This window comes from Marinobacter vinifirmus (assembly GCF_002258215.1).
GTDB classification, from domain to species: domain Bacteria; phylum Pseudomonadota; class Gammaproteobacteria; order Pseudomonadales; family Oleiphilaceae; genus Marinobacter; species Marinobacter vinifirmus.
This window is the reverse complement of the sequence record NZ_NEFY01000004.1, coordinates 316,516-340,983: the sequence shown is the minus strand read 5'-3', so window position 1 is coordinate 340,983 and position 24,468 is coordinate 316,516. Positions and strand designations below refer to the sequence as shown.

22 protein-coding genes are annotated in these 24,468 nt (G+C 58.7%); 7 read left to right on the top strand and 15 right to left on the bottom strand.

Annotation, left to right across the window (positions count from 1 at the left end; translation table 11 throughout):
• Positions 1-26: 26 nt before the first annotated feature.
• From B9Q17_RS07785 to rpsB, 10 genes are all read right to left on the bottom strand, one after another.
• Positions 27-524 carry an OmpH/Skp family outer membrane protein gene (locus B9Q17_RS07785; protein WP_058340184.1) on the bottom strand — a complete coding sequence of 166 codons (498 nt, stop codon included), beginning with the start codon at positions 522-524 and terminating at the stop codon, positions 27-29.
• 42 nt (positions 525-566) lie between these two features.
• Complete coding sequence (gene bamA / locus B9Q17_RS07780) at positions 567-2,885, bottom strand: outer membrane protein assembly factor BamA (RefSeq protein WP_094624767.1); 2,319 nt, start codon at positions 2,883-2,885, stop codon at positions 567-569.
• Positions 2,886-2,930: 45 nt separating this feature from the next.
• Positions 2,931-4,280: an RIP metalloprotease RseP gene (gene rseP, locus B9Q17_RS07775; protein WP_094624766.1), complete on the bottom strand. Its 1,350-nt coding sequence runs from the start codon at positions 4,278-4,280 to the stop codon at positions 2,931-2,933.
• 49 nt (positions 4,281-4,329) lie between these two features.
• Complete coding sequence (gene ispC / locus B9Q17_RS07770; protein WP_094624765.1) at positions 4,330-5,514, bottom strand: 1-deoxy-D-xylulose-5-phosphate reductoisomerase; 1,185 nt, start codon at positions 5,512-5,514, stop codon at positions 4,330-4,332.
• Positions 5,511-6,362 (bottom strand): phosphatidate cytidylyltransferase, encoded by an 852-nt coding sequence (locus tag B9Q17_RS07765; RefSeq protein WP_094624790.1) that lies wholly within the window; start codon positions 6,360-6,362, stop codon positions 5,511-5,513. Before B9Q17_RS07765 ends, ispC begins: the two co-directional genes overlap by 4 nt.
• A 19-nt stretch (positions 6,363-6,381) precedes the next feature.
• A complete protein-coding gene (gene uppS / locus B9Q17_RS07760) occupies positions 6,382-7,152 on the bottom strand; it encodes a polyprenyl diphosphate synthase (RefSeq protein ID WP_022989867.1) in 771 nt (256 codons plus the stop codon).
• Between the two features lie 62 nt (positions 7,153-7,214).
• Positions 7,215-7,772, bottom strand: a complete 558-nt coding sequence (gene frr / locus B9Q17_RS07755; protein ID WP_022989866.1) for a ribosome recycling factor — start codon at positions 7,770-7,772, stop codon at positions 7,215-7,217.
• A gap of 18 nt (positions 7,773-7,790) precedes the next feature.
• A complete protein-coding gene (gene pyrH / locus B9Q17_RS07750; RefSeq protein WP_022989865.1) occupies positions 7,791-8,519 on the bottom strand; it encodes a UMP kinase in 729 nt (242 codons plus the stop codon).
• Positions 8,520-8,700: 181 nt separating this feature from the next.
• A complete protein-coding gene (tsf, locus tag B9Q17_RS07745) occupies positions 8,701-9,570 on the bottom strand; it encodes a translation elongation factor Ts (RefSeq protein WP_022989864.1) in 870 nt (289 codons plus the stop codon).
• Between the two features lie 95 nt (positions 9,571-9,665).
• Positions 9,666-10,415, bottom strand: a complete 750-nt coding sequence (rpsB, locus tag B9Q17_RS07740) for a 30S ribosomal protein S2 (protein ID WP_022989863.1) — start codon at positions 10,413-10,415, stop codon at positions 9,666-9,668.
• A gap of 303 nt (positions 10,416-10,718) precedes the next feature.
• Here rpsB and map point away from each other — a divergent pair, with 303 nt between their 5' ends.
• From map to dapE, 6 genes are all read left to right on the top strand, one after another.
• On the top strand, positions 10,719-11,489 hold the full coding sequence (gene map, locus B9Q17_RS07735; RefSeq protein WP_094624764.1) for a type I methionyl aminopeptidase: 771 nt from the start codon (positions 10,719-10,721) through the stop codon (positions 11,487-11,489).
• Complete coding sequence (locus tag B9Q17_RS07730; protein ID WP_094624763.1) at positions 11,490-14,135, top strand: [protein-PII] uridylyltransferase; 2,646 nt, start codon at positions 11,490-11,492, stop codon at positions 14,133-14,135.
• The gene (gene dapC / locus B9Q17_RS07725; protein ID WP_094624762.1) at positions 14,132-15,328 is read left to right on the top strand and encodes a succinyldiaminopimelate transaminase; all 1,197 of its coding nucleotides are present in this window, start codon (positions 14,132-14,134) and stop codon (positions 15,326-15,328) included. The genes B9Q17_RS07730 and dapC overlap by 4 nt, the downstream gene beginning before the upstream one ends.
• Before the next feature lie 221 nt (positions 15,329-15,549).
• Positions 15,550-15,891 carry an ArsC family reductase gene (locus B9Q17_RS07720; protein ID WP_022989859.1) on the top strand — a complete coding sequence of 114 codons (342 nt, stop codon included), beginning with the start codon at positions 15,550-15,552 and terminating at the stop codon, positions 15,889-15,891.
• Positions 15,892-15,944: 53 nt separating this feature from the next.
• Complete coding sequence (gene dapD, locus B9Q17_RS07715; protein ID WP_022989858.1) at positions 15,945-16,973, top strand: 2,3,4,5-tetrahydropyridine-2,6-dicarboxylate N-succinyltransferase; 1,029 nt, start codon at positions 15,945-15,947, stop codon at positions 16,971-16,973.
• A gap of 10 nt (positions 16,974-16,983) precedes the next feature.
• The gene (gene dapE, locus B9Q17_RS07710) at positions 16,984-18,114 is read left to right on the top strand and encodes a succinyl-diaminopimelate desuccinylase (RefSeq protein ID WP_058340194.1); all 1,131 of its coding nucleotides are present in this window, start codon (positions 16,984-16,986) and stop codon (positions 18,112-18,114) included.
• A gap of 246 nt (positions 18,115-18,360) precedes the next feature.
• On the opposite strand, the gene B9Q17_RS07705 is transcribed toward dapE, so the two are convergent.
• Positions 18,361-18,579, bottom strand: a complete 219-nt coding sequence (locus B9Q17_RS07705; protein WP_022989856.1) for a SlyX family protein — start codon at positions 18,577-18,579, stop codon at positions 18,361-18,363.
• 156 nt (positions 18,580-18,735) lie between these two features.
• On the opposite strand from B9Q17_RS07705, the gene B9Q17_RS18485 reads away from it, so the two are divergent.
• On the top strand, positions 18,736-19,278 hold the full coding sequence (locus B9Q17_RS18485; RefSeq protein WP_058340195.1) for a cold-shock protein: 543 nt from the start codon (positions 18,736-18,738) through the stop codon (positions 19,276-19,278).
• A 69-nt stretch (positions 19,279-19,347) separates the two neighbouring features.
• On the opposite strand, the gene B9Q17_RS07695 is transcribed toward B9Q17_RS18485, so the two are convergent.
• From B9Q17_RS07695 to B9Q17_RS07680, 4 genes are all read right to left on the bottom strand, one after another.
• Complete coding sequence (locus B9Q17_RS07695) at positions 19,348-19,722, bottom strand: hypothetical protein (protein ID WP_022989854.1); 375 nt, start codon at positions 19,720-19,722, stop codon at positions 19,348-19,350.
• Positions 19,694-21,100 carry a hypothetical protein gene (locus tag B9Q17_RS07690; RefSeq protein WP_094624761.1) on the bottom strand — a complete coding sequence of 469 codons (1,407 nt, stop codon included), beginning with the start codon at positions 21,098-21,100 and terminating at the stop codon, positions 19,694-19,696. The genes B9Q17_RS07695 and B9Q17_RS07690 overlap by 29 nt, the downstream gene beginning before the upstream one ends.
• 151 nt (positions 21,101-21,251) lie before the next feature.
• On the bottom strand, positions 21,252-23,852 hold the full coding sequence (locus B9Q17_RS07685) for a DUF6351 family protein (protein ID WP_094624760.1): 2,601 nt from the start codon (positions 23,850-23,852) through the stop codon (positions 21,252-21,254).
• Positions 23,853-23,992: 140 nt separating this feature from the next.
• Positions 23,993-24,433: a VOC family protein gene (locus B9Q17_RS07680; RefSeq protein ID WP_022989852.1), complete on the bottom strand. Its 441-nt coding sequence runs from the start codon at positions 24,431-24,433 to the stop codon at positions 23,993-23,995.
• Positions 24,434-24,468 lie beyond the last annotated feature (35 nt).

Genomic DNA, 24,468 nt, shown 5'->3' with positions numbered 1-24,468 from the left:
CACCGGGGCGGGGAGCCCCTTGTTCTTTACTTGTTCAGTTTGTCCAGCAGCTGGGACGTCAGATTCATTTCCGGCTTCACGTACACCACCGCTTCGCTGGGCAGGATCAGGTCCAGGTCATGCTCTTCCAGCAGTTCTTTGACAGCCACGTCTACTTCCGGGCGGGCATTTTCAAGGAACTGCTGCTTACGCTGGTTAACCGTGGCGTCGAGGCGTTGCTTGAGGAAGTTGAACTCCTGCACCTTCTCCTGGAATTCGCCCGCCACCTTGTTACGTTCGCTTTCGTTCATCATCGAACCGTCTTTCTCCAGGCGGTCTTTCAGCTTGCGGGCTTCTTCCTGGGCCTGGCGGACCTTTTCTTCATCTCCGGCGAAGTCCCGCTGCAGCTGCTGGCTGAAGGTCTGGGCATCATCCGAGGAAAACAGGGCCTGGCGCAGATCCACCACACCAATGCGGGTTTCTGCAGCTGCCTGGGCAGAAAAGGCCAGCAAGGCGGCACCAATCAAAGCAGTCACACGGTTCATCATCAATCTCCTTTGTTTCATCCTTTATTTTTTATAGTGGCGTCAGAACGTCTGGCCCAGCGAGAACTGGAATACCTGGGTATCGTCACCTGCCTTGTCATTAAGCGGCTTGGCCAGGCTGAATGCAAGCGGGCCCACGGCCGTGATCCACTGGAAGCTGACACCGGCGGCGGTGCGCACTTCTGTCAGTTCCGGATCAAACCCGCGCTCGGTATCGAACACTTGCCCGGCATCCAGGAAGAACGAAGTTCTCATGGAGCGGGAATCCCCGGCGAACGGTGTCGGGAAGATCAGCTCAAGGCCTGCCTCGGTCAGCAGGTTACCGCCAAATGGGTCCGGATCAGACTTATCAAATTCGGCATTCTTGGCCAGGTTACCCAGCGAGTTCGCGCGGTAACCGCGCACCGAGCCATAACCACCGGAGTAGAAATGCTCGAAGAACGGCATCTGGGTGCGGTCACCATAACCGTCCCCGTATCCGATTTCTGTTCGGGCCCTCACAATCCAGTCCTGTGCATCAGTCACCGGGAAGTAGAAGTCGGTACGGTGTGAAGCCTTGTAGAAGGTCAGGTCACTGCCCGGTACCGCGACATCCAGCGACAGCGAATGGCTGTAACCGTCGGTTGGCAACACGCCCCGGTTGAGGGTGCTGCGGCGCCAGTTACCAAACAGGAAGTAGTTGGTAAAGGAGTCGCCTTCCTCCGCCACGAAGTCACGGACTTCCTGGGCAGAGAACACCCCGGGCTTGATATCGGAACGGGTAATGCCCGCGCCAAAGCTCAGGCGGGTAATGGAATCTGTCGGATAACCGAAGGTCAGGCGCCCGCCATATTCATCCAGCAGGTAGGAGGAGATATCCTCTTCCTCGTAGTCGGTTTCCCGGGCAAACAGGCTGAAGCCACGGCTTACGCCATCGACGGTGAAGTACGGGTCCAGGTAGGAAACATTGGCGCTCTTGACCGAGTCACTCACGTTTACACCGAACGACACCCGTTTGCCGCTGCCGAAGAAATTGTTTTCAGACACCGAGGCACCAAGGATCACACCGGAGTTCTGGGAGAAACCCACAGACGCCGACAGGCTGCCGGTCGGCTGTTCCTGCACGCTGTAGTTCACATCCACCAGGTCATCGGTGCCGGGTACCGGGACGGTTTCCACATCCACCGTCTGGAAGAAGCCGAGGCGCTCAAGGCGGGTCTTGGAAAACTCGATGCGGTCAGACGATGCCACGCCGCCTTCCATCTGGGTCATTTCCTGGCGCAGCACTTCGTCCTTGGTGGAAACGTTGCCTTCGAAGTTGACCCGGCGCACGTAGGCCCGCTTGCCCGGCTCAATGAAGAAGGTCACCGCAGCCGTATTGTCCTCGCCCGGTTCCGGCACGGCGTTCACGTTGGCAAAGGCATAGCCCTCACGGCCAAGGCGGAACGACAGGGCTTCGGAAATGGCGGTCATCTGGGCCCGGGAGAACACATCGCCCTCTTTAACCGGAATCAGCTTGCGCAATTCCTCTTCTTCAACAATCAGGTTACCGCGCAGGTTAATGTCAGAGATCGTGTACTGGGGGCCTTCATCCAGGGCGATGGCGATGAACACCTGCTTCTTGTCCGGTGAAATGGACACCTGGCTGGATTCGACGCTGAAATCCAGGTAACCGCGGTTCAGGTAGAACGACCGCAGAGATTCCAGATCACCACTCAGGCGTTCCCGGGCGTACTTGTCTTTGTTGGTCAGCGAGTTCCACCAGCTGCTGGTGCGCAGCTCGAACAGGTCGATCAGTTCTTCGTCGCTGAAATCCTTGTTGCCGATGATGTTGATGTGCTGGATGGCGGCTACCGAGCCTTCGTTGATATCCAGGCGCACGGCTACCCGGTTGCGGGGCAACTCTTCTGCGGTCGCCTTGACCCGGGCGTTGTATCGGCCCTGGGCAATGTAGGACCGCAGAATTTCCAGCTCCAGGCGCTCCAGCGTGGCCCGGCGGAACACCTGCCCTTCTTCCAGGCCCGCCCCGGCCAGGGCATCCATCAGCATATCGGTTTCGATGTTCTTGTTGCCTTCGATCTCGATCGAGGAAATCGATGGCCGCTCCTTCACCGTCAGAATCAGCACGCCACCATCACGGCTGGCCTGGATATCGGTAAACAATCCGGTGCCGAACAGATCCTTGATGGCGCCCGCCAGGCGGGTTTCGTCAATCTGCTCACCAATATTGACCGGGAATCCGGCAAATACGGAACCGGCGGATACCCGCTGCAGGCCTTCTACCTCGATGTCCGCAACCGTAAATTCATCCGCCAGCGCTGGCTTCATACCGGTTGCGGTAATGGCGAGGCCAACGGCTACAGCTAGAAGGGAACGTCTCATTCAGTTTTATCGCCTGGTTAATGTGCGGTAAGGAGCCCGCAATTCTCACAACCGCATCAGGTCGTTGTAAAGAGCAAACACCATTAAACTCAGAATCAAAGCCATACCAATTCGTAATCCCAGCGCCTGCGCGTGCTCCGACACCGGCCTCCGGCGGATGGCTTCGATGGTGTAATACACGATGTGGCCGCCGTCCAGAACCGGAACCGGCAGCAAGTTCAAAACCCCGAGACTGACGCTCAGATACGCCAGGAACCGGACAAAATCCTCGAATCCGGAACTGACGCTGGCTTCCGCCACCCGGGCGATGGTGATCGGCCCGCTCAGGTTAGTGGGCGACAACAGGCCGGTGACCATCTTCTTGATGGCCACCAGTGTCAGCCGGGTGTCGGCCCAGGTTTCTTCAAGCGCATTGGGAATCGCCGCCAGCGGGCCGTAGCTAATCTCCCGAAGCACGCTATCCGGCCAGCTTATGGCCTGCACCCCGGCGCCCACAAAACCGATGTCCTGGCCGTCTTCCAGCGTTCTGGTGGCCGGCGTTACCGGAACATCCAGAGTCTGCCCGTTCCGCTCCACGGTTAACTGCAGCTGCTGCTCCGGGGACTCGCGAATGATATCTACCAGCGCGAACCAGTCCGCCACCGGCTCACCGTCTACAGCGGTAACCCGGTCATCGGGCTGCAACCCCGCCATGGAGGCGCGGCCGTCTTCACTGATCTGACCCAGCACCGCCGGTACGTCCGGGCGCCAGGGGGTGATGCCGAATTCCGCCAGCGGATTGGGCTCATCGTTGCTGAGGTTCCAGCCGTTCAGCGGGGCTGAAAAGGTACCACGGACACCATCACGGGAAACTTCCAGCGAAATGGGGCCCTGCTCCCCTGCCCGCTCCAGCAGGCGCATGTTCACGTCGCGCCAGGACGTCACCTGGCGGCCATCCACCCCCAGAATTTCCATACCTTCCTGCAGGCCCGCGCGCTCGGCCACGCTGTCTGGCGCCACTTCGCCAACAATGGGCGCCACCGTGGTCACTCCCACCACACTGATCAGCCAGTAGGCAAAGATAGCGAAAATAAAGTTGGCGACGGGCCCTGCTGCCGCAATGGCAATGCGCTGGGATGGCGGCTTGGAGGTGAAGGCCTGGTCTTCGAGTTCGGCCGGCACAGGGCCTTCCCGGGCGTCCAGCATTTTCACGTAGCCGCCAAGAGGGATGGCGGCTACGGCAAATTCGGTGCCGTGGCGGTCGTACCAGGAAAACAGCGGCTTACCGAAACCCACAGAGAAACGCAGCACTTTGACTCCGCAGCGGCGAGCGACCCAGAAATGGCCGAACTCGTGCAGCGTCACCAGAATGCCGAGGGTTAGTGCAAGTGCCAGTACGCTTTGAATAATCTGCATAGACTGTCCGGTTGATAACTGAAAGCCGGCGCAACACGCCCCGCCGGAATCAGACCGATAAAAGGCGAATCTGTTCCATTGCCCGTTCGCGGGCTTCGGCGTCTTTCCGGAAGATGGTATCGAAACTGTCCGCCGATACCACTTCGGTGGCCGCCAGTGTTCGCTCTATGATAACGGGGATGTCCGCAAAGCACAGCCCGCCTTCCAGGAATGCCGCCACGGCCACTTCGTTAGCGGCGTTGAGGACGGCTGGCGCGGTGCCACCGGTGGCGAAGGCTTCAGCAGCCAGCCTCAGGCACGGAAAACGCTGCAAGTCCGGGCGCTCGAAGTGAAAGCGGCCGATGGCGAACAGGTCCAGGGGAGCGACCCCGGCTTCGATACGCTCCGGCCAGGCCAGGCCATTGGCGATCGGAGTTCGCATATCCGGGCTACCCAACTGCGCCAGCACCGAGCCGTCTGCATACTCCACCATGGAATGGATGATGCTTTCGGGGTGAACGTGCACCTCCACTTTGTCCGGCGAGGTATTGAACAGCCAGCAGGCCTCGATGAGTTCCAGGCCCTTATTCATCAGGGTGGCAGAATCTACGGAAATCTTCTGGCCCATGGACCAGTTGGGGTGGGCACAGGCCTGGGCAGGCGTTACCGAGCGCAACTGTTCGGCCGGCAAAGTGCGGAACGGGCCGCCAGAGGCGGTGAGCAGAATGCGGGTAATGCCAGCCGCTTGCGGATCACGCACCTTGTCTGCCGGCATGCACTGGAAGATGGCATTGTGTTCCGAATCGATAGGCAGCAATTCAGCACCGGATTCAGCCACGGCATCCATAAAGAGCTGGCCGGACATCACCAGGGCTTCTTTATTGGCCAGCAGTACTCGTTTGCCAGCGCGCACCGCCGCCAGTGTCGGCGCCAGCCCGGCAGCCCCGACAATCGAAGCCATTACGGTGTCGGCCTGTTCATCTGCTGCCACATCGATAAGCCCTTGCTCACCACTGAGCACGTCAATGTCAGGGCAATCAGCGAGCAGGCCAGCCAGTTCCTCTGCCGCCCGGGCATCCGCCATCACCGCTACCCGGGGGCGGAATTCGCGGCAAAGCGCGGCTAATTCCGGTGCACGGGTTCCCGCCGTGAGGGCGTGAACCGAAAAACGCTCCGGGTGCCGCCGAATAACATCCAGGGTACTCAGGCCAATTGAGCCTGTTGCTCCCAGTACCGTAATGCTGCGTGTGATCATAGATTCCAGACACCCGTAGACAACCAGCCCAGCAGCGTGATCATCAGGGCAAAGACGGGAATCGCGGCGGTAAGACTGTCAATACGGTCCATAATGCCACCGTGCCCGGGCAGCAACTGGCTGCTGTCTTTGATACCACGGAATCGCTTTAGCATGCTTTCCAGCAAATCCCCCAGCACCGATACCAGGCCGGTGACGAGGCTTGCCAGCACCAGCAGAACGGTTTGCACGGCACCGGCGCCGGCAACCAGGCTGGCCGCCACTGCCAGGGCAGCAACCGCAGCCAGGCCGCCCCACACGCCAGCCCAGGATTTACCGGGGCTCACTTTCGGTGCCAGCTTCGCCTTGCCGAAGGCCCGGCCGGCAAAATAGGCGCCGATATCCGCTACCCAGACCACCAGGAAGATATAGAGAATGGCCAGCAGGTTATTGGTCAGCTCACCGAACTGAAAGCTGCCGGTACGCAGATGGTTCAGCCCTACCCAGGCGGGAACCAGCACAAACAGCCCCATCAGGGCCCGTAGCGGCATAGCACCCCAGCGATCGGAGCCCGCCGGGTAACGGCTTACCAGCCCGAAGCACACCAGCCACCAGAGCAGGGCGAGCCAGAGAACTGTTATGGCCGGCACCTGCAACTGCCAGATCACGGCCAGAAGCCCCGCCATGATCAGGGCATAAATCACGCGCCCCGGCTGGCCTTCGATACCGGACATATTGGCCCACTCCCAGGCGCCAAGGGAGATAATGGCACCGGTAAACAGGGCGAAGCTCGCCGGAGGCAGGAAGAAAATTCCGCCAATCGCGATAGGGGCCAGGATAAGCGCGGTAATAATTCGGGTTTTTAACACGGTGTTGGTCGCTATATCGTTATTGTTTTGTGGCGCGGGCGGCGATCTGGTCATCGGTTTGCCCGAACCGGCGCTTGCGCCCGGCGTAGGCTTCCAGTGCCTTCTGCATTTGATCGGCCTTGAAGTCCGGCCAGAACACCTCAGAGAAATAGAACTCGGTGTACGCCAGGTGCCACAACAGGAAATTGCTGATGCGCTGCTCGCCAGCTGTACGGATCAGCAAGTCAGGCATGGGCAGGTCACCGATACTCAGGTGCTGCTGGATCAGGTCATCAGTGATATCTGAAGCTTCCAGCTCGCCAGCGCGCACTTTTTGGGCCACTTGCCGGGTGGCCTCGGTGATATCCCAGTGGCCGCCGTAATTGGCGGCAATCACCAGGGTCATGGCGGTATTGTCACGGGTGAGCGTTTCGGCCCGCTCCATGTGTTCCTGGAGGGTCGAATTAAACGCGGAGCGGTCGCCGATAATGCGAAGGCGAATGTTATTCCTGTGCAGTTTGCGGACTTCACGCTCCAGGGCAATCAGGAACAGGCGCATCAGCGCCGAAACCTCGTCTTTCGGACGACGCCAGTTCTCACTGGAAAACGCAAACAGGGTGAGCACTTCCACGCCTTGCCGGGCACAGGTTTCTACCACGGCTTTCACCGCATCCACGCCGGCCTTGTGGCCTGCCACTCCCTTGAGCCGGTGCGCCTTGGCCCAGCGGTTATTGCCATCCATGATAATGGCCACGTGCCGGGGGCGGCTGTCTGCCTCCACCGGAATTTCTGCGGTTACTTGTCCCGTCATGAAATCCTCTGCGCGGCGGACATCCAGCCGCCGCTCATTCTGCTCTGAACAGACCCGGGCGATTATACCGCCATCAGGTCCTCTTCCTTCACCTTCAGCAGCTTGTCGACTTCAGCGATGTGCTTGTCGGTCAGCTTCTGGATTTCTTCTTCGCCACGGCGCTGGTCGTCTTCGCTGATGTCCTTGTCCTTCAGCAAATCCTTCAGCATGCTGTTGGCGTCACGACGGGCATTGCGGATAGAAACCCGGCCGTGCTCGGCATCGGCCCTGGCCTGCTTGACCATTTCCTTACGGGTTTCTTCAGTCAGCATGGGCATGGGTACGCGAATGGCGTCGCCATTGGTGGACGGATTCAGGCCCAGGTCAGACATCATGATGGCTTTTTCGATGGTCGGTACCAGGTTCTTTTCCCAGGGCGCCACCAACAGGGTACGGTTATCTTCTACGTTCACGCTTGCCACCTGCTTCAGGGGCGTTTCCTGGCCGTAGTAGTTCACCATGACGCTGTCGAGAATGGCCGGATGGGCACGGCCGGTACGGATTTTGTTAAACGCCGAACCCAGAGCCTCCAGGCTCTTTTTCATTTTCTTTTCGGCTTCTGCTTTGATGTCGTTAATCACGTAAAAATCCTCAATTCGTTATTCAATCAGTGTGCCTTCTCTCTCACCCGTCACAATTCGGGTAAGAACGCCGGGCTGGTTCATGTTGAAAACCCGCAGCGGCATACCGTGGTCCTGGGCGAGGACGATGGCTGTCAGATCCATCACACCCAATTTCTTTTCCAGAACCTCATCGTAGGTCAGGTGGTCATATTTTACTGCGGTAGGATCAAGATTGGGATCGGCAGAGTATACGCCATCCACCTTGGTGGCCTTGAGTACCGCATCTGCTTCGATCTCGATACCGCGCAGGCAGGCCGCCGAATCCGTGGTAAAGAACGGGTTACCGGTGCCGGCGCTGAAGATCACCACGTCGCCTTCTTTCAGGTCGCGCACGGCGCGGCGGCGGTCGTAATGTTCAACAATACCACTCATGGGGATGGCAGACATTACGCGGGTACGAATGTTGGAGCGTTCCAGGGCGTCACGCATGGCCAGGCCGTTCATCACCGTGGCCAGCATACCCATGTGGTCGCCGGTTACGCGGTCCAGGCCGGCAGCGCTCAGTGCGGCGCCACGGAACAGGTTACCACCACCAATCACCAGCCCCACCTGAACACCAATGCCTATCAGGGCACCGATTTCCAGGGCCATGCGGTCAAGAACTTTGGGATCAATACCGAAATCGTGCTCGCCCATCAGGGCTTCACCACTGAGTTTGAGCAGAACGCGCTTGTATCTGGGCTGGGTTTTTGAAGATGTCGACATGGTGATCCCCTTCTCGTCTGTTGGCTATCCGGTATCAAACCCGCTGCAGGCTTGTATCTGACATACTCCTCGAAAAAGGGGTATCTCAGATACAAGCCCGCCACGAAAGCCGGGAAAACCCGGCTGACGTGGCAGACTCAGGTAGCCCTGCCGCTTTGCGCGACCGGGCCGGGAAGAGGGATCAGGCCTTGCCTGTGCCAGCGGCAGCAGCCACTTCAGCGGCGAAATCCACTTCTTCTTTCTCGATGCCTTCACCCACTTCCAGGCGAACGAAGCCAACCAGGTCGCCACCGGCGGCCTTGATCAGATCACCCACTTTCTGGTCAGGGTTCTTGACGAACGGCTGCTCAACCAGGCTGTTCTCAGCCAGGAACTTCTTGATACGGCCACCCATCATCTTTTCAATGATCTCTGCAGGCTTGCCTTCCATGTCCGGCTGGGCCTTGATGATTTCCTTCTCTTTTTCCAGCTCTTCGGCAGGCATTTCGTCCGGCTTGCCAACGCGCGGGTTAACAGCGGCAACGTGCATGGCGATGTCGCGGGCCAGCTCTTCGTTACCGGCGCTCAGAGCTACAACAGAAGCAATCTTGTTGTTGCTGTGAACGTAGCCACCTACAACCGGGCCTTCAACCTTGATGATACGACGAACAGTGATGTTTTCGCCGATCTTCTGAACCAGCGCTTCACGCTTGGCTTCCAGGTCGCCAGCCATCAGGGCTGCAACGTCGGTTTCGCCTTTTTCGAAGGCAACGTTCAGAACGTCGTTAGCGAAGCCCATGAAGTTGTCGTCACGAGCAACGAAGTCAGTCTCGGAGTTCACTTCCAGAATGTAGGCAACGGTGTTGTCGTCAGACACTTTTACCAGAGACACACCTTCAGCAGCGGTACGGCCAGCCTTCTTGGCGGCTTTCAGGCCGGAAGACTTACGCAGCTCTTCGATTGCAGCGTCAACGTCGCCACCAGCTTCAACCAGTGCCTTTTTGCATTCCATCATGCCAAGGCCGGTACGCTCACGCAGCTCTTTGACCATTGCAGCGGTAATTGCAGCCATGTTCAATCCTCTTAAATCGTTTCCGAATTCGGTGGGGAGGTATGCCCGGATAAACAGGCGGGCATACCTTACAACTCAAACGTGAAGTTTAAGTGTTACTCGGCGGCCGGAGCAGCGCCTTCGGCGTTCTCGCTGACTTCAACAAACTCGTCAGCACCGCCTGCAGACTGGGAAGCTTCCAGGCAGGTGTCGGCAACAGCCTTCACGTAGATCTGGATGGCGCGGATGGCGTCATCGTTACCCGGGATCACGTAGTCAACGCCGTCCGGATCGCTGTTGGTATCAACAACACCGATTACAGGAATGCCCAGCTTGTTGGCTTCCTTGATGGCGATACGCTCGTGGTCTACGTCGATAACGAACAGCGCGTCAGGCAGGCCGCCCATATCCTTGATACCACCAATGGAGCGCTCGAGCTTGTCCATTTCACGGGTACGCTCAAGGGCTTCTTTCTTGGTCAGCTTGTCGAAAGTACCGTCTTTGCTCTGGGCTTCCAGGTCACGGTAGCGACGGATAGACTGACGGATGGTCTTGTAGTTGGTCAGCATGCCACCCAACCAGCGGTGGTTAACGAACGGCTGGCCGGAGCGCTCGGCTTCTTCCTTGATGATCTTGGCGGCAGCACGCTTGGTGCCAACGAACAGGATCTTGTTCTTGTTCTCAGCCAGGGACTGAATGAAGTTCAGGGCTTCATTCATGGCCGGAACAGTCTGCTCCAGGTTGATGATGTGAATCTTGTTGCGGGCACCGAAAATGAACTTGCCCATTTTCGGGTTCCAGTAACGAGTCTGGTGACCAAAGTGAGCACCTGCTTTCAGCAGGTCACGCATATTTACCTGAGCCATGATATTTACCTTTTAGCTTCGGGTTAGACCTCCACGCGTCCGATTGCCCCAACCAGTCTCTGCAAGCGCATTATGTGAGCTGCTAGCAGGTACCGGCACCCTGGGACAACGTGCTGACACGTGTGTGAATTTGCCGGATTCGTTTCCAGCGGGCGCGTTTATACCACAAAGCACCTGCCGCACGCCATTATTTTTGCCCCGTAACTTAACCCGGAGCTATGGCATCCATAGCACCACCCCGCCTTGTACCTTACCCCCATGCCCCTTAAAATGGCTGTTTGACGCAAATCAACAGGAAGTCCGATGCAGGTATCTATCAAGACCCCCGAAGAAATCGAAAAGATGCGCGTAGCCGGCCGCCTGGCTGCTGAAGTTCTGGAGATGATCGGCGAGCACGTGAAGCCCGGCGTAACCACCGAGGAACTCGACCGCATCTGCCACGACTACATTGTGAACGAGCAGAAAGCCATTCCGGCCCCGCTCAATTACAAGGGATTTCCGAAGTCTATCTGCACCTCGGTCAACCACGTTGTCTGCCACGGCATCCCTTCAGACAAGAAAGTACTGAAAGACGGCGACATCATTAATATCGACGTGACAGTTATTAAAGATGGCTACCACGGCGACACCAGCAAGATGTGGATTGTCGGCAAGCCCAAGCCCGGCACCGAGCGACTGATCCAGATTACCCAGGAGTGCCTCTATAAAGGTATCGAACTGGTCAAGCCGGGCGCACGCCTGGGCGACATCGGCCATGTGATCCAGCAGCACGCCGAGAAACACCGTTACTCGATCGTTCGGGATTACTGCGGCCATGGCATTGGCGCGGTATTCCACGAAGAGCCACAGGTGATGCATTACGGTAAGCCCGGCACCGGCCTGGAACTGAAAGAAGGCATGACGTTCACCATCGAACCCATGCTGAACCAGGGCAAGTACCACACCAAGATGCTGGCCGACGGCTGGACCGCCGTGACCAAGGACCACAAGCTGTCTGCCCAGTGGGAACACACCATCCTGGTAACTGCCGATGGCCACGAAGTGCTGACCAAGCGATCGGAAGAGTCCTTCTAAGTGGACCGGAGTGAGCTGGAGTCCCGCATCAGTAGCGACCGCTCACCGGTCTCCGCGGCCCGGCAATTACTGCGGGAGAGTTACGACGCCGATGCCGATGCATTCCGCGAGGGCGCAGACGTCCGGGTCCTGGTTCGCTCAAGGGCCGACACCGTAGACACCGTGCTCCGGCTGATCTGGAATCGATATCCGTTCGCCCGCTCCGAAGACATCGCTCTGATTGCCGTAGGTGGCTATGGCCGGGGCGAATTGCACCCCCACTCCGATATTGACCTGCTGATCCTCACCCGCAAGGGCATGGCGCCCGAGTGGCAAGACGATCTGGGCGCCTTCATTACCCTGCTATGGGACCTGAAACTGGATATCGGCCACAGCGTGCGCAGCATGGACGAATCCATCGCCGCCGCCCGGGAAGATATCTCGATACTTACCAACTTGCTGGAAACCCGTACCATTGCCGGGCCAGACAGCCTGCGGCAAGCCCTGAGCGAACAGGCCTACTCCGACGAGGTGAGTTCCGACAAGGCCTACTTTGTGGCCAAGCGGGAAGAGCAGCAGCAACGCCACAAGAAATACGGCGACACCGAGTACAACCTGGAGCCCAACGTAAAAGGCTCCCCGGGCGCCCTGCGGGACATCCAGACCATTGGCTGGATTACCAAGCGCCACTTCGGCCTGCAAAGCATCGCCGACCTGACCCGCTTCAGCATCCTCACCGAGGAAGAGCACCAGATTCTGCACGAAGGCGAAACCTTCCTGTGGCGCCTGCGCTATGGCTTGCAGCTGATTGCCGACCGCAACGAGAACCGCCTGCTGTTTGACCACCAGCGGGCACTGGCCCAGATGCTGGGCTACCAGGACCAGGGCAAGCGGCTGGGCGTCGAACTGATGATGCAGCAGTACTACCGCACGGTGCTGGCCCTGGCCGAAATCACCGATGTGCTTTTGCAGTATTACGACGAAGCGATTATCGGCAGCGGCACGGAAGACGAAATCCGCCCGCTCAACAAGCGCTTCCAGATGCGCAACCTGTATATAGAAGCCATCAACAACCAGGTGTTCGCCTACGCCCCCTACGCCATCATGGAAATCTTTGTGCTAATGGCGCAGCACCCGGAGATCAAGGGCATTCGCGCCACCACCATCCGTTCACTGCGGGCGCACCGGCACCTGATTGACGATGCCTTCCGCAACGACCTGGCCGTCACTACCCTGTTCATGGAACTGATGCGCACGCCCCATGCGCTGGACCAGACCCTGTCCGCCATGAAGAAGTACAACGTGCTGGGCCGCTACCTGCCAGAATTCGGCCAGATCATCGGCCAGATGCAGCACGACCTGTTCCATATTTACACCGTAGACGCCCACACCATGCGGGTAATCCGCAACATGGTGCGACTGACCGGCACCGAGGCCCAGAGCGAATACCCCCTGGCCTCGCGCCTGATTCATCGGCTGCCCAAGCTGGATACCCTTTACATTGCCGGCCTGTACCACGATGTGGCCAAGGGACGGGGTGGTGACCATTCCGAACTGGGCGCCATTGATGCCGAGGCCTTCTGCCAGCGCCATCACCTGAGCGAGCGGGATACCCAGCTGATTTCCTGGCTGGTGGAGAACCACCTGTTCATGTCCATGACCGCCCAGCGCAAGGACATTTCCGACCCGGATATCATCCAGGCCTTCGCCCGGGCCATGCCCAGCCAGGCCCACCTGGACTACCTGTACATCCTCACGGTGTGCGACATCAGTGCCACCAACCCGAAACTCTGGAACACCTGGCGCGCCTCGCTGTTGCGCCAGCTGTATATCGAAGCCAAGCGAGCCCTGCGCCGGGGTATCGACACCCCGGTAGACCGCCAGGCCTGGATAGACGCCACCCGCGAAGAGGCCCGGGAAATCCTGCGCGCCCAGAACATGACTGACGAGCAGGTCGACAAAATCTGGGACACGGTCGATGAGGAATATTTCCTGCAGGATTCCACCGTGGATATCGCCTGGCAAACCGCCGCGATTATCCGCCATGGCGACAACCCGGACCCGCTGGTACTGATCCGCGACACCCGGGGCGGCCCCACAGACGGCTACTCGCAAATCATCATCTATATGAAAGACCGGGTTGCCCTGTTTGCCGCCACCACCGCGGTACTGGAACAGCTGAACCTGAACATTGTCGACGCCCGCATCAACTCCAGTGAAGGCCCCTACTCCATCAGCTCCTACGTGGTTCTGGACGAGCAGGGCCAACCGCTGGGTGTTGACCCGGCCCGCAAAGAGCGGGTTCGCAAGCGCCTGATCGAAGAACTGGACGATCCGGAAGACTACCCCGACATCATCCACCGGCGCACTCCGCGCCAGTTGAAGCACTTCGCATTTCCTACCGAAGTGACTTTCTCCAACGACACCATTAATCAGCGCACGGTGATGGAAGTCATCACCCCCGACCGTCCGGGCCTGCTGGCACGGATTGGCCAGGTATTACTGGAACACCGGGTGCGGCTGACCAACGCCAAGATTGCCACCCTGGGCGAACGGGTAGAAGACGTTTTCTTTATTACCGACGAACACGGTGAACCCCTGAGCGACCCGAACGTGTGCCAGGCCCTGCAACAGCACATGAGTAAAATGCTGGACGATATTCAATGAACCCGAACCTGGAAAGACTGCGCCCCTACCCCTTTGAAAAGCTGGCCAAACTGAAAGCCGGCATCAGCGTGCCGGAGCACCTGGCACCGATTTCACTGGGCATCGGCGAACCCAAACACCCGTCACCCGCCTTTGTTAAACAGGTGATTGCCGACAACCTGGACAAACTCGCCAACTACCCGACCACCAAAGGCCTGGACGAGCTACGCCAAGCCATCGCCAACTGGGCCAGCCGCCGGTTCCAACTAGCCGAGGGCACACTGGACCCGGCTAAACACGTGGTGCCGGTTAACGGTACCCGCGAGGGTATCTTTGCCCTGGTGCAGGCGGTTGTAGATTCCAGCAAGCCAGCCACCGTGGTGAGCCCAAACCCGTTTTACCAGATCTATGAAGGCGCCGCGTTCCTGGCCGGTGCCGATCCGGTCTACCTGCCCTGCGACGCAAGCAACGGCTTTATTCCGGACTTCGATGCGGTTCCGGAATCGGTCTGGAAGGACTGCCAGATCCTGTTCCTGTGCTCCCCCGGCAACCCCAGCGGCGCCGTGATTCCCCGGGAAACCCTGGTAAAAGTGATCGAACTGGCCGACCGCCACGATTTCCTGATCGCCTCCGACGAATGCTACTCCGAACTCTACCCGGACGAAGCCAACCCGCCCGAAGGCCTGCTGCAAACCTGCGCCGCCATCGGTCGGCACGATTTCAAACGCTGCGTGGTATTCCATAGTCTGTCCAAGCGCAGCAACCTGCCGGGCCTTCGCTCCGGATTTGTGGCGGGCGACGCCGAGGTACTGGCGGGCTACCTGAAATACCGCACCTACCACGGCTGCGCCATGCCCGTTCAAAACCAGCTGGCCAGCATCGCTGCCTGGAACGACGAAGACCACGTACGGGAGAACCGCGCCGCCTACCGGGCCAAGTTCGAGGCCGTGGTGCCCATCCTGCGTGAAGTGATGAACGTAGACTTCCCGGATGCCGGTTTTTATCTATGGCCGGAAACGCCCATGAGCGACGAAACCTTCGCCCGTGAACTATCCGCCCAGCAGAACGTACACGTACTGCCCGGGCGCTACCTCTCCCGCACCGTAGATGGCCACAACCCCGGCGAAAACCGCGTACGCATGGCCCTGGTGGCACCGCTGGAGGAGTGTGTGGAGGCGGCTCGGCGGATTGTGGAGTTTGTTAAACAAAATTGATTAGCCACGGAATACACGGAAGGACACGGAAAAATGAAAAGATAAAGACTGTTTTGCCACGAAATCCACGAAAGAACACGAAAGGAAAGACAAAGAATTTTTTAGTTTTTATCCGTCATCTTTGTTCGTGTTTTTTAGTGGATTTCGTGGCAAAAATAATCTTTTCGTCTTTTCTTTCCGTGTCCTTCCGTGGATTCCGTGGCAAAAAAAGGCCCTAAACCATGAAACTATACGGCATCAAAAACTGCGACACCGTCAAAAAAGCCCGCAAGTGGCTGGACGAAAACGGCATCGCCTACGAGTTCCACGACTTCAAGAAAGACGGCCTCTCCAGCGAGAAGCTGAGCCAGTGGGAACAGGCCCTGGGTTGGGAAGCGCTGATCAACAAACGCGGCACCACCTGGCGGAAACTTCCGGATGAGGTTCGTGATACCATTAGCGCCCAAAGTGCCCACCAGATCATGCTGGAGAACACCTCCATCATCAAACGCCCGGTGGTTGAACGGGGCGACGAGGTCAGCGTGGGCTTTAACGCAGACCAGTGGGCTGCGTGGACTGACTGACTTTTTTCGGCCACGGAAAACATTCTTTAATTTTTAGTACAGGAGCAGATCAGATGAGTTTTGCATTCGGCATTGGCATCGGCAGCCAGAACAACCAGGGCGAGTGGCTGGAGGTTTACTACCAGCAGCCGATCATGACCCCAGGCAAAGACCTGATCGACGTGGTTGAAACCGCGCTGGACTACAAAGGCGGCAACCAGGCCATCGAAGCCGGCGCCGAGCAGCTGAGCCAGTTTGCTAACGCCCTGCGCCAGCTGGGCCAGACCGAGCAGGCCAGGCTGGCCGAGCAGGCTGCCAACAGCAAGCGCCCGGTGGTGGTTACTGTACTGGCGACAGACGACACCGCCTCCAGCACCCCCGAGGTTTACCTGAAGCTGCACCTGATTTCCCATCGCCTGGCCAGGCCCCACACCCTGAAGCTGGACGGCATTTTCGGCCTGCTGCCGAACCTCGCCTGGACCAACGAAGGTGCCATCGACCTGAACGAACTGCCGGAGCGCCAGCTGCAAGCCCGTATTGAAGGCCGCACCCTGGAAGTGAAATCTGTAGACAAGTTCCCGCAGATGACCGACTACGTGGTACCCAAGGGCGTGCGCATCGCCGACACATCCCGGGTTCGTCTGGGCGCCTACGTGGGCGAAGGCACTACCGTCATGCACGAAGGTTTCATCAACTTCAACGCCGGTACCGAAGGCACCAGCATGATCGAAGGCCGCATCTCCGCCGGCGTGATCATCGGCAAGGGCTCCGACCTGGGTGGCGGCTGCTCCACGATGGGCACCCTGTCTGGCGGCGGTAACATCATCATCTCCGTCGGCGAAAACTGCCTGCTGGGCGCCAATGCCGGCATCGGCATCCCGCTGGGCGACCGCTGCACGGTTGAAGCTGGCCTGTACATCACCGCCGGCACCAAGGTGAATCTGCTGGACGACAACAACGATCTGGTGGAGGTCATTAAAGCCCGCGACCTGGCCGGCAAGAACGACCTGCTGTTCCGCCGCAACAGCCTGACCGGCGCGGTCGAGTGCAAGACCAACAAAACCGCGATTGAACTGAACGAAGAACTGCACGCAAACAACTAAAGGCCGTCACATGTCCCTGTCCCCCACCCTAGAACTCGCCATGGACCTCATCAGCCGTCCGTCGGTCACTCCAGACGATGCTGGCTGTCAGGAGTTGATGATGTCACGCTTGGCACCACTGGGCTTTGCTGGCGAGAACATGCGGTTTGGTGACACCGACAACCTCTGGGCCCGCAAGGGTTCAGAGGGACCTGTGCTGGCCTTTGCCGGCCATACCGATGTGGTGCCGACCGGGCCGGAGAAGAACTGGGCCCACGCACCGTTTGAGCCGGTGATCAAAGACGGTTACCTGTACGGCCGGGGCGCTGCGGATATGAAAGGCAGCCTGGCCGCCTTCGTAACCGCCTGCGAACGCTTTGTGGCGAACAACCCGAACCACCGGGGCTCTATCGCGTTGCTGATCACCAGCGACGAAGAAGGCCCGGCCCAGGACGGTACGGTAAAGGTGGTGGAAACCCTGGAAGCCCGAAACGAGAAAATGGACTGGTGCCTGATCGGTGAGCCGTCGAGTACGCACCAGGTGGGCGACGTCATCAAGAACGGTCGCCGTGGCTCCCTGCACGGCTACCTGACCGTACACGGGGTACAGGGCCACGTAGCCTACCCGCACATGGCGGAAAACCCGGTGCACACCGTGGCACCGGCACTGGATGCCCTGGCAAAGGAATTCTGGGACAACGGCAACGATTTCTTCCCGCCGACCACGTTCCAGATTACCCGCATTGAGTCCGGTGTTGGCAGCAACATCATCCCCGGGGAATGCCTGGTGCACTTCAACTTCCGCTACTGTACGGAGAACACCGCCGAAAGCCTGGAAGAGCGGGTGGTGGCCGTGCTGGACCGCCACAACCTGAAGTACGACCTGCAGTGGCACCTCAGCGGTCGCCCTTTCCTGACCGACAAAGGCGCCCTCGTGTCTGCCAGCCAGAACGCCATCCGCACCGTCACCGGCCGCGAAACCGAGCTTTCCACCTCCGGCGGCACCTCAGATGGCCGCTTCATAGCCCCCACCGGCGCCCAGGTAGTAGAACTCGGCCCCATCAACGCCACCATCCACAAAGTGGACGAATGCGTGAAGGCTGACGATCTGGATACCCTGTCAGAGATCTATGAGCAGATATTGGTGGAACTGCTGGGGTGATTTTTTTGCCACGGAAGGACACGGAAAAAGAAAGAGCTTAAAAGATTTTTCTTGCCACGAAATCCACTAAAAAACACGAACAAAGATGAGGGATTAAAAACCAAAACGTCTTTGTCTTTCCTTTCGTGTTCTTTCGTGGATTTCGTGGCAAAACCGTCTTTATCTTTTCATTTTTCCGTGTCCTTCCGTGGCTAAAACATGACAAGCGGCGGCTACCCCCCCCAGAGCCAGCGGGCGACTACGGAATCAGTAGTGAGGAGGCGGCACCTCCTGCTCCTCCGGCCGGATATTGGACGGCGAAATATCCTTCAGCTGCTTGTGCAGCGTCTTCTTCGCATCCCACAGCTCCCGAATATCCATTTCCTGCCTGGCCACCTGCTCACTCAGGGTATTAATCACGTCATCCTGGAACGCAAGTCGCATTTCCAGTTCCGCAATTCTGTCTTCGAGGGTGTTTTTGCTCATGAGGTTTGGTCAGCCCTTTCAGTAATCTGGTATCATGCCGCCTTTTACCGCCACAGCCGGGTTTCTGGCCAGGCGGCGCTCATCGGCCGGACATGCCATGTTACCTGATGCCCGGCTTTTTATCGTTAGTGTTAACCCATGGAGAATAATCAGCCAATGCGTAATCCAGCCAAGGCGATCCTCGTTGCTGTTCTGATCGCGATTCCGGCTCCTTTTATACTGGGCCTTTTGCTTACCACCACTCCGGACCCCCTGCGCCTGCTCGCCATTGGCGAAGGCCTTGAGGCCCTGGGCGCCAGCGGTGGCATTGCCGCCTACATCATTGCCTTCGTTCTTTTCGCCGTTGCCGGCTTCCTGGCAATTGCACTGGCCGGCAAGCAGCCTGCAACCGCAAACAATGCCCGCAGCCAAAGCCGTCCGGCCCGTGCCAGCCAGCCTGCCAACACCTACGATGACGACGAAGACGATTTTGACGACAGCACCCCGGAAGGCAACGAAGAGGGCACCGTCAAATGGTTCAACGTGAAGAAGGGCTTCGGCTTTATCGTTCGTGACAGTGGCGACGAAATCTTCGTACATTTCCGCGCCATCCGTGGCCGTGGCCGTCGTGTTCTGCGCCAGGGCCAGCTGGTTCGCTTCAACGTGGTTGAAGCTGACAAAGGCCTGCAAGCCGACAACGTGTCTATCCTGAGCGAATAATTCCGCTCTGAAGACAGCAAAAAGGCAGCCAGTTGGCTGCCTTTTTGCGTTATATGGGTGGTCGAACTGTCAGTTCCACACCACCTGCTGCTCACCCCGGTGATCCAACCGCCACCACTTTTCATCCTCTACCGGATCGCCTTCTTTCCAGTCACCCAGGCTGCAACGGATCTCACCCTCCATCGCCCGCCAGGCACTTCGGGCGCATTCCAGATCACTGTTCCAGGGCAGGTCTTCACCTTCCAGTACCAGAGAGGTAAATCGTTTGCCAAAGGCACCGGGGTACAAACTGATGCGAAGGCGAGCGCCGTTGAAGGAAGCCGTACCCTTCGCCACCGATGACACGTCAGAATCATCCAGCTGTAACTGGTCAAGCTGGCCTTCCAGCCAGCGCGATACCGCGCCCGACTCAAGGTCACGAATATAGATTTCCAGATCCTGCACCCGAGGATTCTCCATGCTGTTGTTCACAATGCAGCACATAGTGAACCGGCCCGGGCTTGCCTGCAACCCATCGTTCGAGTTCCTCGCGCAGATCTTCCGCCAGAAGGCGCCGCAGGGTTCCGGAACGCTGACGTTCATGCCAGCCGACTTCGGCGGCCGCCTGCTGGATCGATAACCGGGCCAGTTCCTGATCGGAAACCGCCCAATCATCACCCCTCGCCAGCGCCACCAACGACTGGCGCCGAAGCGCATCCTGCCGGCCTGCAACCGCAAGGGCGCCCAGTGGTCCCCGACTGGCAAACAGGTCAAGCCGCGCTGCCGCCCGGCGCACCCACTCCAGCATGCCACCGGGCCGCGCAACCATCCTGCTGTTCCGGGAGCTGGCATAGTCTACTGCTGCCGAAGACAGCTGGATGTTCCATCGTTTCTCAATTGCCGGCTGGTGCGCCATCAGGATGGCCTTGCGCTGGGTTGCACTCATCTCCGGCATCATAAGCGAATCGATGGCCCGGCCCAGCGTCTGAGCCAATCGCTCCGGCGCACCTGAATCGCCGCTATCTTCAGACAACAGAAGTACCGGGCCCTGCCAGCCAGTAACCAGCTCATGCACTACACCATCCGGCTGCTGAATCAGCTCCAGCAACCCGGCAGGAGACACGTTGTCCAACATCAGGGCAGGCCAGTGCAGCGGGCCGGCTTCAGCTGTTGGTGCGACAGGCTGGTCTGACGCCATAATCTCGGCCTGCCGTCGGGGGTCCACCTGAACCCAGAGAAAACCGGGCATAGACTTCAGCACGCTCAACCAACTGGTTTTACCGGACCCGGCATCGCCCTTCAGCCAGATCAGCGCCCGGGAGTTGGCTGCGGTGATGACCACCACTTCTTCTGCCAACTCGAGCCAGGCCGGATCGGTAACGGTTAAGGGAGTAATGTCCTGATCCACGCCGACAACCGGTGCCGGTGGCTCCTCATGCTGCGCCGGCCAGTGGCTGACCAGTTCCAGCACCGCCACATAGGCTTTGTCCTGCAGCCGTTCAGCACCCGACGCCAACTGCCTGAGCAGGTGCGGCCACTCGAGCCAGGACACCCCATAAGCCTCCCGGGCTCCGGAAATCCAGTAAATCAGCTGGGAAGACAGGTCGCCATCACCCCGGACTTCGGTAACGATTGGCTGTTCGCCCTGAATGGTGCGCACCAGTTCGTCCAGGTCGACACCCTGGCGCTTGAGAAACGGGGCGATGTCCGGAATCGCGTCCAGCAACGCCAACAGGAAATCTTCTGCAGTGATTACCGAACCGCCGCGGCGGTCGACGCTGTCCCGGGCCTGAACCAATGCACTCTGGCAGGCCGGAGACAGGCAAGCTTGCCAATCATCCATTCGGCAACTCCTTCCTTGGTCATGAGAGGCGCATCATCCTGATGCGATTGTGAAAACGGTCGCAAATTCTAGAGACCCGGGAGAACCGGAGCAACGACAAGCCGGCGGTTTTGATGACTTGCGCAAGGATTTGTCGTTGCTCCGGGCTATCTCACTGCGAGAGGGTGACCTCAAAGGCATCCGAAGCCCAGCCGCTCACGGCCGTTTCCGACTCAGGTAACGGCTCCCCTCCGTAGACAACTTGCTCCGGATTGCCGTACTGCAACCAGACCTGCGTAGGCACCTGCCCTACCGGCGGCTTGCTGTAATCACAAACGCCGTTGGGGAAGATCTCTGCCACGCGCCTGGCGAAGTTTTCAGAATTCAGCACTCCGGTTGTCAGATTGACAGGGTAATCGGCCGGATCAACCGCTTTCAGCTGGCATTTGTTGTTCAGGGTACGGATATCGTCGCCGGCAACGGTGCGCGGGGTGCCGAAACGGGTTTGCACCAGTAACGCCTGCAGCTCAACGACGGGCTCGGTAATGGGTGCCAAAACATCGGTCACCAGGGAAGGCAACCCAAGTTCTCCCAGATCCAAACCGCACACCTGGCCAGTCGCAACATCCAGAATCTGGCCGACTTCCGGCGGCAAGGTGGGCAAATACTCCAGCCCCGGAACAACCGGATCCGGGTAGAGCAAGCCACCCGTCAGCGGCAGCACCAGGCCGGAGTCCGCCGTTATTACTCCAGACAAAGAGAGACAACGATCCCGGGCAGTGTCCGGGCGGTTTCGAACCAGTTTTTCCGGCAACTCGCCACCCTGTTCATCCTGCTCTATATCCGCCAGCCACTGGTCCATCACCAGGAGTGCTTCCGTGGTAAACACCGTATCACCGGCAATGGGGAATGCACCGTACCAGATCACATGGTTGAGGGAGTGCCCCTGCACTGCCTCTATACGGGCACGGGTCTGCCAGGAGTGGTAGGCATCGTGGGCTAAACCGGGATCCGGCCCACGCAGGTCAATAATCGGCACGCCTTCGAAGTTTTCCCCGGTGTTGATCGCGCCGGTCCGGTAGGCATTGGTGATCGCTTGCAAGTCACCGCGGGTGCGCCCGGGCTGGTAATCGATATCGACGTTAAAGCCACCGATTTCACGGTTCAGGTCCAGGAATTGCTGCCCGCTGATCAATCCCTCCTGAAGTGCCCGAAGGCCATACTGTACGCCTTCGTTATCCAGTGGGATGCCGCCAAAGCCATACCCCAGCAGCTGCTCATTTGGCGACCAGACTTCCGGAGACCGCTCACCAAACTGGCTCTTCATATAATCGATCAAGCCGCAGCGAAGACCGCCCGGCCGCTCTTCCGGGTGATACACCTCAACGCCATCAGGCAGTTTCGGACAATCCTCCTGATCCGGGTACGCAGCGGGGAAAAATGCCAGGTCCGAAACCACCGGATTGATGGGCAAGTGACCATACAAAAACGGCCACTGAGTAGGCAGCAGGCCATTGTTCAGCAACCCTTCAAAGAACCCCGGGGCATCCTCAGGGCTTTCCGGTGCCTGCAAGCCAAGGTAATTGCTGATCAGGTTGTAATCCGCAAACTGGGTAGCGGTTGTCCAGACATCCGGATAAGAGCACTGCACGATCAGGCCCTGATAGATCCCAGGATAGGCATTGGCAACATGTTGCTGGGCAATTGCGCCTCCGGAGCAACCGGTACCGATGGTGTAGCGAATCGGCCCGTACCGCTCGACGATATGCTCCTTGGCCATCACCAGGGATTCAGCTGCCGTCACCAGGTTAGCGTTATGCCCCAGGTTAGACTGCGCAGTGGAAAGGGTAACGAAGCCACGGGCCAGGGCCACTGAAATACTGTCGCCAAGCAACAGCTCGTTGCCGTTGGTCAGGCCCGACACATCGCCATTCGGGGGATTGCCCATGCCATAGCTCACCCCCACGTTTCCACCGTGGTGAACCAGAACCTTACCGTTCCACTGTTCCTGGGGAGCCAGTGCCGTCCATTCCTCACCGGGCTGATAGAGTGACATGACCTGATAGCGGTCGCGGTTCAGCACCCCCGTCTCTACCCGCACAATGAACGGCAACTCCATGCCTTCATCAGTGGTGACGGTAGCGATATCCTCATCGGCAGGCGGGTTTTCAGGGTCGTATGGCAAGAAGGCATCCGGCAGCCCCGGATCCTCCGGGTCAAATTCGGTGAACAGCCGGGTGAGTTGCTCTGCGGGTACGTATTTTAAACTGAACTCCGGTGGTTGATTGCAGGCCTCGTCTACTGCCGCCGCGTTAGTACAGTTCCAGGGCTGAACCTGGGGGCCGGAGAAAACCGGACCACCCTTGGGGTGGTTGGTAATACTGGTGGCGATCCGGCTTTTGCCGCGTTCCAACAACACTTCCAGCGTGTTACTGCCGAGCTTGAGGCCGTTAACCAGGCCACGCCATGTACCTTCTCCAGCTTCCTGAAACTGCCCGGTGATATCCTCATCATTCAGGAATACCCGGGCATCCTGCAGGTTTGCTGCAACCACCTCCACCAGGGCGTCACCGCCACTGATCAGGTCTGCCCGGTTAGACAGCACCCGGATTTCGCCTTCGCCCTCTGGCAGCGCTCTCGGGCCACCGGGTTTTGCGGGTTGGGCATTTTCCGAACCTGTGCCGGACGACACTGATGCGGAATCCGAACCAGAACCACCGCAACCGGCCAGGGCAAGGACAACGGCTGCTACCAGTGCATTTCTGGAGAACATAACGGCCACCTCATTTGTTGTTGTTTGTGTACCCGAAGGTGCAAAAGTCAACAAATGATAAGCGGGCGCTATATGAACAGGCTTTGGTAACGCCGCCCGGGGGCGGCGTCAAAAGTGTGAACTACGTCTCACAACACCGCTTACCAGGTACCGGTGTTACCCATACTGGCCCAGGGCTCCTGTGGCTCCAGTGCATCACCTTTCTGCAACAGTTCAATGGAGATATTATCCGGCGTGCGGATAAAGGCCATATGACCATCACGGGGTGGGCGATTGATGGTTACGCCATTGGCCTGGAGCTTGTCGCACAGCTCGTAGATGTTCTCCACCCGGAACGCCAGGTGCCCGAAATTACGGCCGCCGGTGTATTCCTCCGGATCCCAGTTGTAGGTCAACTCCACCATCGGTGCCTGATTTTCCCGGGCACGGGCTTCGTCTTCCGGAGCGGCTAGGAACACCAGGGTAAAGCGGCCCTGCTCGCTGTCTTTACGGGAGATTTCCACCATACCCAGCAGGTCGCAGAAGAAGTGGAGAGTGTCGTCCAGATTGCTGACTCGAATCATCGTATGCAGGTATTGCATGGTTGGCTCCTGAATTTAATGGCTCTTAAACCGCC